This window comes from Frankia sp. CeRuru1 (assembly GCF_977966315.1).
Genome location: NZ_CDWWEW010000196.1, coordinates 1 through 9,401, shown reverse-complemented (window position 1 = coordinate 9,401; position 9,401 = coordinate 1). Strand labels below are relative to the sequence as shown.

Below are 9,401 nucleotides of genomic sequence, written 5' to 3'. Positions count from 1 at the left end.
GGTACCGGCCGACGACGTCGACGCGGTCCACCAGGAACTGCTGCGCCAGGCCGGCACGGCGCTGCGCCGCGGCGAGTCCGTCGTGGTCGACGCACCGTGGAACCGGCACAGCCAGCGCGCGCAAGCGGCCGATGTCGCTCGCCGTGCCTCCGCGGACCTGGTGCAACTGCGCTGCACGGCCCCGCCCGATCTCGCGGCAACCCGTACCGACCGGCGTTCCGCGGCAACCAGCGCCACAGGGTCCGTCGGCCTTGGCCGTCTCGCCGACACCGTCTCCCGGATCGAACCCTGGCCGGAAGCCAAGATCATCGATACGGCGGTGGCCATCGCCGAGTCGCTGCACAACGCCCGCCGCGCCGCGGCCTGATCGGCACGCGAAGCGATGTTCCGCAGTGCTCTGGGTGTTCTGGGTGTTCTGGGTGTTTCGGGTGCTCTGGGTGTTTCGGGGAAGACCGGATGGCCCGGGAGCGGCCACCGCCGAGCGCGGGTAACGCATCGACAACTGATGGGGATCGCCAATGCATCCGCGGCAACCGAACCGGTTCTAGTACTGTTCGGGCGTGGGCATGGAAACTGGGTCCGCAGCCAACCAGAAGCGGGCGGGAACGGACCCTTCGTCGGTCTCTTCGACGGGCCCACCGAAGAGCGAGAACCTGACCTTCCCGCTCGTCGCGCGGCTCGAACTCGATGAACTGCTGACGCAGCTGGTTGACCGGGCCCAGGATGTGCTGGCCACGCAGAGCCGGTTGCGCGGGCTGCTGGCGGCGAGTCGGGCCATCGCCACGGACCTCCGGCTGCCGGTGTTGCTCCGGCACATCGTGGAGGCGGCGTGCGAGCTGCTGGACGCCCGATACGGGGCGCTGGGCGTCGTCGCGCCGGACCGCACCCTGGAGGAGTTCGTCCACGCCGGCATGGACCCGCGGGACGTCGACCGAATCGGTCATCTGCCCACCGGCCACGGGGTGCTCGGTCTACTGATCGATGATCCTCGGCCGCGTCGCCTCGACGACATCTCCCGTGACCCGAGTGCGTATGGCTTTCCCCCCGGCCATCCGCCGATGAGGACCTTCCTCGGCGTACCTATCACCGTGCGCGGCGAGGTGTTCGGCAACCTCTATCTGACCGAGAAACGCGGCGGCACGGTCTTTACCGCCGAGGACGAGGAACTCGCGCTCGCCCTGGCCGCCAGCGCCGGTGTCGCGATCGAGAACGCCCGGCTGTTCCACGACACCCAGCAACGGCACCGGTGGATGAGCGCGTCCGCCGACGTGACCCGCCAGATCATGGCCGATGCCGACGGCGCCCTCGATTCTGTTGCGGAACGCATCCGCACGGTCGCCGATGCGGAGTTCGTCTCCATCGTCCTGCGCGACGAGGAGGCCGGCAGCGCGCGGGTCGCCGTCACCGTCACCGTCGGAGCGGACACCGTTTCCGGTGCCGGTCAGCGGATACCTCTCGACGGCACCCTCACCGGTCGGGTGATGGCCGAGCAGCAGCCGTTGCGCGTGGAGGATGCGCAGCTCGACGCCCTTCCCGAGGAACGGGACGCCGCCACCGGCCCCCTGATCCTCCTCCCGATGGTCGCCGGCACCGACCACGTGTCCGGAGTGCTGCTTGTCGGGCGGAACCGGGGGAAACGTCCCTTCAGCGACACCGATCTCGCCAGCGCCGCGAGCTTCGCGGGCAACGTCGCGATCACTCTGGAACTGGCGCGGGTCAAGGCCGACCGGGAGCGGTTGGTGGTCCTGGCCGACCGTGGTCGCATCGCTCGTGACCTGCATGACCACGTCATCCAGCGGATGTTCGCCGTTGCGCTCGGCCTGCAGGACATCGCCCAGTACGAACGTCCATCGAATGCCGAGCGCATCAACCAGTACGTCGAGGACCTTGACGTTACGATCAAGGACATCCGGCGGTCGATCTTCGAGCTGCGTGCCAGCGGCGTGTCCAAACGAAGCCGACTGCACGCCGCGATCGACCGGATCGCCGAGGACGTGCGTCCGGCCCTCGGCTTCACGCCGACCGTCCGTTACTCTGGACCGCTCGAAACCGTGATCGGTGACGATCTCGCTGACCAGGTGATCGCCGTCGCCCGGGAGTCGTTGACCAACGCGGCGCGGCATTCGCGGGCCGGGACCGTCGAGCTCCGTATCGGCGTGGCCGGCGAGTCGGTGGTCGTCGACGTGATCGACGACGGCGTCGGCATAGGTCCCGGCGGCCGGCGCAGCGGGCTGGACAACCTCCGGACCAGGGCCGAGCAGCTCGGCGGGTCCTTCACCCTCACCACACCGGCAGGTGGGGGCACCCACCTGCACTGGGCTGCGCCCCTGTGACACTGGGCTGCGCCCCTGTGCGGGGAGACCGTTGGTCTGCTGAGGGGGGACGATCGGCCCATGTGACCAGGCGGCAGCCGCGGGATGGTTGACTCATGAACCTCCCCGTGAATCTCCCCGCCCTTCGCCTGTCCCGCTCGATGCCGGCTCCGACGTCAGCCGCGGAGAACGGCGCAGCGACCGAGGGCACGCACCGACCGTACCGGGCGATCGAACCGGGCAGTCGGTCCTGCTGCTGCCCCTCCGAACCGGTGGCACAGGCGATATTTGTCCCCGGTGACACGCGTTCCCATGATGTCGAGGTGCTGTTGTGCGCCCATCACCTGCGGTGCAGCGCGTCGACACTGAGGTCGTTGGGCGTCGCCGTCTACGACCGGCAGGGGAACCCGATCGAGGACACGGCCACGCTGTTCGGCCGGGACCGCTGACCCTTCGGGTTCGCGTGAACGACTGAACAATGACCCGTCGTCGCCGATCCCGCCAGGTTGTCAGGTTGTGCCATCAGATCCCAGGCCTCGCATCGACGCCAAGGAAGGCGGTGACACATGAAATGGATGACAGCGGGTGGTCATCTCATCGAGGAGACGGTCGTCAAGGCCGGTCCCGATCGTCCGGCACGAGTCCTGCGGGTGACCCGGCAGGGGCGTGCGGTCGGCCAGTATGCGTGCTGGGCCGATCTGATCGTCAATATTGATGTTCAGCGGATGGCTGAAGTCGAATGAATGACCTGTTGTCGGTGCAGGCCTGAGCACGGGTCTGAGATGCCAAGGGCCACTGAGTTCTCCCCGCGAGGCGCCGTTCTGGAGGTCGTCCGTGTGCAACTTTCCGGCTGCAGAATCCTGGGACGAGACCGATCTCGCAGCCTGTGTGACCGAGGGTGTGAGAGAGAACGCCCACCGGTTGGGGGTCTCCTGGCGGTCGCATTCCGCGACTCCCGGTTCGAGCGGAGACTGGGTGGACGTGGTCGATGTCGGCGGGGGCCGGCTCGCCATCTGCGTCGGCGACGCGGCCGGACACGGCGAGCAGGCCGCGAGGTTCGCGCGTGTCCATTCAGGGTGAGCGGCGGTAGCCCGCTGACCTTGGGGTTTGTGTTGAGGGGACACGTCGCGGTCGTTGCTTGATCCTCCTTTTCGCGCAGCTCGCCATCCATGCGCACGGGGTCAACGGGGACGACCGCACGATGGCGATCCTGGCCCGCGATCCACTGGTCGCCCCCGCCGCCGGCTACTCACCGCGCTGCCGGGCCGCGGAGAGGACCCTGGCAGCTGACGGGGGCATCGCGAGCAGCGTCGAGAAGCAGCATCGAGAGCAGCCCGGTCGGGAGAGACGAGGTCCATCATGTTCGCGGTACGAATTCACGGGTTCGGCGGCCAGGGCGTGCTGACCATCGCCGAGCTGTTGACCATCGCGGCAGTTACGGAGGGTCGCTACGGACAGGCAGCCATGGCCGGCGGGCCGGAACACATCGGCCACCCTACGGTCGCCTGCTGCCGGATCGACGACGATCCATTGCCCGGGTGGGAACCGGTCGTGTTCCCGGATGCGGTCATCGTCCGGGACGCGGCGCTGCTGCACGTCTCCGACGTATTCCATGGACTCGGGGCGGACGGGTTCATCCTGCTCGACTCGGCACGCGACCTCGACGATTTCGGGCTGCCCGGGCTCACCCGGTACCGGCCCGAGCGAACGATCAGCCTGCCCGCCAGCGAGATCGCCCAGCGCGAGCTGGGGCATCCGCTACCGAACACCGCTCTGCTCGGTGGCTTTGCCGCGTTGACCGGAATCGTTTCGATCACCGCGGTCGAGACGGCCATCCGGGAGCGGTTCGCCGGTCGGCTCGCGGACGACGGCATCGAGGCGGCCCGGGACACCTTTGCGTTCGTCCGCTACATCGAGCGGCGCAGGGCCGGGCTTCTGCCGGTAGCCCGGGAATGAGCCTGGGCGCCGGCACGGGTCCCGGGGTCAGGTCCGGGTGCCCCCGGCCGGCGACACTCGGCCGAACTCGGTCTCCGCGAGCAGCCTGGCCGCCTGCTCCGCCACGTCGGCGTCGACGAGCAGGTCGTAGCGGTCCGCGCTCAGCGCCGACACGGAGACGAAATCCCGACGGCCCCTGCTCAGCGCGTACGTCAGCAGGCCCACCAGAGCGCCGAGGACGGCGCCGAAGACGGCGCCGTAGAGGGCGAGCAGCACCGCCGCCTGCAGAGAGGCCGTGAGACGAGGCCGTGAGACCAGGCCGTGAGACCAGGCAGCCAGCCTCGCCGCGTCGAGGTCTCCGGCCCATCCGAAGTTTACGCTTTCCTGAGTTCATGGATCTCTGTACTGTTGGGTCATGGTGACGATCGCCTCGGACATCGAGGTTCTGGTAAGGGTCGGCCGGGCGTTGGCTGACCCGATCAGGGCACGGCTGCTTCTGGCCCTTCGTGACAGCCCGGCGCATCCCGCTGATCTGGCGGAGGCGATGGGGATCTCCCGGAGCCGGCTGTCGAATCATCTGGCCTGTCTGCGTGGCTGTGGGCTGGTGGTCGCCGTTCCGGTCGGCCGGCGTACCCGTTATGAGCTTGCCGACGCCCGTCTCGGTCGCACACTCGACGAGCTGCGGGCCGCGGTCATCGCCCTCGGACAGGATGCCGCGTGCCCGGGCACGGCGGAGAAGGGCTGCTGCTGATATGGCCGTCTCGCTGTCATCGGGGCCGCTCCCGGCCCGCCGTGACCTGCTCGCCCGCCGAATCCGGTTCCTGGTCGGGGTGACTATCGCCTATAACGTCGTCGAGGCCATCATCGCGCTCACGTTCGGCGCGGCGGCGTCGTCCGCTGCGCTGATCGGTTTCGGGCTGGACTCGCTCATCGAGGTCTTCTCCGCCGCCGCGGTTGCCTGGCAGTTCTCCGCCGTCGATCACGCCGTTCGGGAGGCCCGGGAACGCGTCGCCCTGCGGTTCATCGCCGGGTCGTTTTTCGTGCTCGCCGTCTATGTCGCGGTCGACGCCGTGCGTGCACTGGCCGGCGGGGATGATGCGGATGGTTCGGTGCCCGGGATCGCGCTCGCCGCGGTGTCGCTGGCGGTGATGCCGTTCCTGTCCGCTGCGCAGCGCCGTGCCGGCCGGGAACTCGGTTCGGTGTCCGCCGTGGCGGACTCGAGGCAGACGTTGCTGTGTACTTATCTGTCCGCGGTCCTGCTCGCTGGTTTGCTCCTCAATGCCACCCTCGGCTGGTCCTGGGCGGACCCGGTCGCCGCTCTGGTGATCGCTGTGATCGCGGTGAAGGAAGGCCGTGATGCCTGGCGCGGCGGCGTCTGCTGTCCGGTCCCCACCGTGTCCTGCTCACTTGAGATCAGCCGTCACGTGGACAGGTAGGGATGTGCCCCGGGCTGCGTCTGCTGCGGCTGATGTTCCTGATCTTTGGATTCCCCGTGACCTGGACTGGCGTTCTCGAATCGGTCGGCTGGCGTCGGCGGCGCGGGCGTGGGTCTGGGCGAGCCGGTCGCCGATGCCGGTCGCGAGATCCCACTGTTCCGGCCGTGTCGCCGGCCGGTCGCTACGTGGAAAGGATTCCGGCGGACGCCGGGACGCTTTCTTCGAGAACGGTCGTGTAATGCGAGGCATCCCCGGCGAGCGAGTAGCTCTTCTCCCCGTTCGGGCCGAACGGTATGTCGCCGGCGACGGTGACCCGGTTGAGCCGACGGGGCAGGTCGTCGTAGTTGTCGATGGCGTAGTGCTGGGTGATCCGGTTGTCGAAAATCACCAGCTGGCCCGGCTCCCAACGCCACCGCAGCACGTTCTCCGGCTTGATCACATAGGACTGCAGCAACCGTAGAAGGTCGCGGGACTCGCCGGTGGACAGGCCGACGATGCGCTGCGCGAACCCCCCGATGTAGAGGCCGCGCTCGCCGGTCAGCGGATGAACTCGCACCACCGGGTGCACGGTCTTGTACACGGTGGCGGTGAAAACCGCCCGCCGGTCCAGCTGGTCGCTGTCGAGGCTCTCCACCGGAACCGCGTAGTCGTAGTCGTTCGTGGGCAGCGCCCAGAGGGTGTCGGCGAAGGCGCGCAGTACCTCGGGAAGGTCCTGGTACGCCGCGGCGGCGTTGGCGATCAGGGTCTCCCCGCAATAGGGCGGGATGACGATGCTGCGAAGCGTGCTCAGCTGGGGCGGGTTCAGGACGAATGTCACGTCGGTATGCCAGTGGTTGGCTCTGCCGTTCTCGCTGTCGACCGGCAGGACGTTCGGTGAGCCTGCCACCGACGGGACGGTCGGGTGGGCCGCGGTCAGTGCGCCGAAATACCCGGCGAACCGCTGCTGACCGGCATCATCGATATCCACCTCACGGAATACCAGCGCCTTGTGCTCGTTGAGAGTGGCCCGCAGCCACGCGACCGTCTCCGCGTCCAGCTCCCGGCCCGGATCGATGCCGACGATCTCCGCGCCGATTCGCCCGATGACTTTCCGGACATCCAGCCCGGTTCTGATCGCGCTCATACGGAGTCCTGCGGAGGCGACCCGGGTCCGAAAGGTGATCCGGGTCCGAAAGGCGACCCGGGGTCAGAAGACGATGGTGTGCCCTTCGCGGGAGGCGTCGGTGGCGGTGTAGGCGACGCCGTCGACTTTCAGACCGTCCTGGTCAAGCAGGGTGATGATGCCGCCCCGGTTGCCCAGCCCGACCGGGGGCGCGAGCGGGATCCGCACGGTGTCCCCGGCCGGCAGGTTGGTGGGCGGAAGGGGGAAACGGTGCCGACCGCTGTCGATGATCGTCCAACCGGTGAGGTCGACGGGCCCTGGGGTGGTGTTGAGCAGGGTGACGGACTCGGCTTCCGGTGCTGGTCCGATGGGGTTGACCAGGGCGGCGACGATGCGCAGGCGCCGGTCGGGTTCCCCGGGGGCCGGTCGGCCGCCCGGTCCGGCCGATGGAACGGCGCGCAGGGCGTGGCCGGTCGTGTCGTCAGTGTGCCAGGCCTGGCTCTGGAAGGCCAGGAACAGTGCTGTCCAGCGGCCCGCGGTGGGGAAGTGGAACAGCAGGGCACCGTCCTGCCAGGTGCCGTCGTCGGCGATGAAGCGACCGCTGTTGCCCTGGTTCATGTGGACGTCATGCACGCCGTTGCCGGGTACGAAGCCAAAGATCTTGTCTGGTTTCGTGGGTTCGGGGCCCCATCGCTGGCCGAAGGCGTAAATGTGGCTGGTTGGATCGGCGGTCGCACGCTGGACGTGGTGGTCGAGGCGGTCGGCGAGGTCGTTGTCCGGGCCGGGGCGGTCGGGGGGGAGCGCGTGCAGCCCAGTGCGGTCGAACAGGTTGCCCCGGATGAAGTCCAGGGCGAGGCCGCCGGGCCTGGAGTTCAGGGGGGTGAACCCGTCGGGCAGGTCGACGAGGCGGTCGAGGATCGGATGGTGGAACTCCTCGACCGCGATGTACAGCAGTTCGGACGGGGGCTGGGCGGACAGAACGTTCACGGCGACTCGGAAAGAGTCACCGCCGTCGACGTGTAGCTGGTAATGCGGGCTGTCGCGCCCGCCCTCCCTGCGCCGGTCGAGCACCCGGCCTTTCAAGACGCCGTAGCCTGCCAGCGGCATGACATTTCCCCGATTTCCGCGGCGATGGAAAGATCCGCCTGAACGATATCATTCCCGTCTGGCCAGGAGGGTGCGGCGGAGGGGTGTTCACCTACCGGTTGGCCTGCGGTCACCCAACGGTGATGCAGGCCGCCCGCGGGCCGGCTGCCGACCCCCATCATGGAGGGGCGGTCATGAAAAGGCGGTGATTCATGGTCGGCGTGGCGCCCGGGCGGTTACCGTCGGAGTGTCTCCAGGCGGGATACAAGGTCCGTAGGCGGCGGCATATCGCGCATTTCCCGGCGTGTCTCGCGCACAGCGGCGAGATCAGGGTCGGCGACGGTCTCATCCCGGCCGCCCTACGGGCCAGGCCGCTCGCCGCTCCCGGCTGAGGGCGAGGGCCGCCGCGTGCAGCCCGGCCATGCCGTGTACCCCGGCGCCGGGAGGGGTGGCGGCCGAACACAGGTAGACGCCGGGCAGCGGCGTTGCCCAGGGGCGCGGCGAGAGCACCGGCCGAGCGACCAACTGGCGCAGGTCGGCGGTGCCACCGCCGATGTCGCCGCCGATCTCGTTGGCGTTGTGCGCCTCCAGTGCCGTCGGTCCCATCACATGGCGGGCAAGCACCCGGTCGCGGAATCCGGGGGCGAAGCGTTCGACCTGGGACTCGATCGCGTCGGTCATGTCGACGCTGGAGCCCAGTGGGACATGGCAGTAGGCCCACCCGGTGTGCCGGCCGGCCGGGGCGCGGCTCGGGTCGGCGGCGCACGCCTGAACGAACAGTACGAACGGCCGGTTTGGATGGTGGCCGCGGGCGACGGCCCGCTCGGCCGCGGCGATCTCGGCGAGCGTGCCGCCCAGGTGTACGGTCGCCGCCCCGGCGACCGCCGGATCGCGCCAGGGCACCGGTCCGTCAAGCGCCCAGTCGATCTTGAAAACTCCCGGTCCGTACCGGTATCGGCCGAGCGCGGCGCGGTAGCGGCCGGGCAGCGCGTCGCCGGCGACCGCGAGCACCTGGCGAGGGGTGAGATCGAGCAGCACGGCCCGCGCGGGCGGCAGTTCCGACAGGCTGGTCACCGGGGCGCCGGTGACCAGTTCGCCGCCGAGCTCGCGCAGCCGGGCGACCAGGGCCTCCGCCAGCGACGATGATCCACCGACGGCTACCGGCCAGCCGACCTGGTGCGCGAGCACCCCGAGGAACAGCCCGTAGCCTGCGGTGACCGGGCGATGTAAATCGATCATGGAATGGGCGGCGAGCCCGGCGAACAGCGCCCGCGCCGCCTCACCGCGCAGCGCGGCGCGGGCGAGCGCGGTCGCGGACCACAGCCCGCGCACGCCGAACCGGGCAAGGGTCAGGGGCGCGGTGGGCGGCAGGTCGAACGGCGCCAGCACACCCTCGGCCAGCCGCGAGCCGTCGGACGCCAGCGGGCCGACCAGCCGGTGCCAGCCGGAATCGACGCCGTCCCGGTCGGCGAGGCCCGCCGCGGTGGCGTCGAGGTCGCGGCGCAGCAGCGCCGCCGGGCCGTCGTCGAG

The 9,401-nt window shown here is 69.5% G+C and carries 11 protein-coding genes; 7 read left to right on the top strand and 4 right to left on the bottom strand.

Annotation, left to right across the window (positions count from 1 at the left end; translation table 11 throughout):
- The 5 genes from AC08OP_RS14800 to AC08OP_RS14780 form a co-directional block, all read left to right on the top strand.
- On the top strand, positions 1-367 hold a 367-nt coding region (locus AC08OP_RS14800; protein WP_476614732.1), incomplete at its 5' end, for a P-loop nucleotide/nucleoside kinase family protein.
- A gap of 199 nt (positions 368-566) precedes the next feature.
- Positions 567-2,333: a sensor histidine kinase gene (locus AC08OP_RS14795; RefSeq protein WP_476614731.1), complete on the top strand. Its 1,767-nt coding sequence runs from the start codon at positions 567-569 to the stop codon at positions 2,331-2,333.
- Between the two features lie 95 nt (positions 2,334-2,428).
- On the top strand, positions 2,429-2,761 hold the full coding sequence (locus AC08OP_RS14790) for a hypothetical protein (RefSeq protein ID WP_476614730.1): 333 nt from the start codon (positions 2,429-2,431) through the stop codon (positions 2,759-2,761).
- A gap of 117 nt (positions 2,762-2,878) precedes the next feature.
- Complete coding sequence (locus tag AC08OP_RS14785) at positions 2,879-3,055, top strand: hypothetical protein (protein WP_476614729.1); 177 nt, start codon at positions 2,879-2,881, stop codon at positions 3,053-3,055.
- 616 nt (positions 3,056-3,671) lie between these two features.
- Positions 3,672-4,268: a 2-oxoacid:acceptor oxidoreductase family protein gene (locus tag AC08OP_RS14780; protein ID WP_476614728.1), complete on the top strand. Its 597-nt coding sequence runs from the start codon at positions 3,672-3,674 to the stop codon at positions 4,266-4,268.
- A 27-nt stretch (positions 4,269-4,295) separates the two neighbouring features.
- On the opposite strand, the gene AC08OP_RS14775 is transcribed toward AC08OP_RS14780, so the two are convergent.
- Positions 4,296-4,523 carry a hypothetical protein gene (locus tag AC08OP_RS14775; protein WP_476614727.1) on the bottom strand — a complete coding sequence of 76 codons (228 nt, stop codon included), beginning with the start codon at positions 4,521-4,523 and terminating at the stop codon, positions 4,296-4,298.
- Positions 4,524-4,662: 139 nt separating this feature from the next.
- On the opposite strand from AC08OP_RS14775, the gene AC08OP_RS14770 reads away from it, so the two are divergent.
- Entirely contained in the window at positions 4,663-4,998 is a 336-nt protein-coding gene (locus AC08OP_RS14770; RefSeq protein WP_476614726.1) for an ArsR/SmtB family transcription factor, read from the top strand.
- 1 nt (position 4,999) lies between these two features.
- Positions 5,000-5,683 carry a cation efflux transmembrane domain-containing protein gene (locus AC08OP_RS14765; RefSeq protein WP_476614725.1) on the top strand — a complete coding sequence of 228 codons (684 nt, stop codon included), beginning with the start codon at positions 5,000-5,002 and terminating at the stop codon, positions 5,681-5,683.
- A gap of 181 nt (positions 5,684-5,864) precedes the next feature.
- On the opposite strand, the gene AC08OP_RS14760 is transcribed toward AC08OP_RS14765, so the two are convergent.
- The 3 genes from AC08OP_RS14760 to AC08OP_RS14750 form a co-directional block, all read right to left on the bottom strand.
- On the bottom strand, positions 5,865-6,806 hold the full coding sequence (locus tag AC08OP_RS14760; RefSeq protein WP_476614724.1) for a TauD/TfdA dioxygenase family protein: 942 nt from the start codon (positions 6,804-6,806) through the stop codon (positions 5,865-5,867).
- 63 nt (positions 6,807-6,869) lie between these two features.
- Positions 6,870-7,892 (bottom strand): DUF2278 family protein, encoded by a 1,023-nt coding sequence (locus tag AC08OP_RS14755; RefSeq protein ID WP_476614723.1) that lies wholly within the window; start codon positions 7,890-7,892, stop codon positions 6,870-6,872.
- Between the two features lie 324 nt (positions 7,893-8,216).
- Positions 8,217-9,401, bottom strand: a 1,185-nt coding sequence (locus AC08OP_RS14750; RefSeq protein ID WP_476614722.1) for a phytoene desaturase family protein, incomplete at its 5' end; no start/stop codon positions are given.

Bases quoted from the DNA above. Each gene is read 5' to 3' on its own strand.
- AC08OP_RS14755 (WP_476614723.1), bottom strand. From the start codon at position 7,892: ATGCCGCTGGCAGGCTACGGCGTCTTGAAAGGCCGGGTGCTCGACCGG.
- AC08OP_RS14785 (WP_476614729.1), top strand. From the start codon at position 2,879: ATGAAATGGATGACAGCGGGTGGTCATCTCATCGAGGAGACGGTCGTC.
- AC08OP_RS14780 (WP_476614728.1), top strand. From the start codon at position 3,672: ATGTTCGCGGTACGAATTCACGGGTTCGGCGGCCAGGGCGTGCTGACC.
- AC08OP_RS14795 (WP_476614731.1), top strand. From the start codon at position 567: ATGGAAACTGGGTCCGCAGCCAACCAGAAGCGGGCGGGAACGGACCCT.
- AC08OP_RS14765 (WP_476614725.1), top strand. From the start codon at position 5,000: ATGGCCGTCTCGCTGTCATCGGGGCCGCTCCCGGCCCGCCGTGACCTG.
- AC08OP_RS14770 (WP_476614726.1), top strand. From the start codon at position 4,663: ATGGTGACGATCGCCTCGGACATCGAGGTTCTGGTAAGGGTCGGCCGG.
- AC08OP_RS14760 (WP_476614724.1), bottom strand. From the start codon at position 6,806: ATGAGCGCGATCAGAACCGGGCTGGATGTCCGGAAAGTCATCGGGCGA.
- AC08OP_RS14790 (WP_476614730.1), top strand. From the start codon at position 2,429: ATGAACCTCCCCGTGAATCTCCCCGCCCTTCGCCTGTCCCGCTCGATG.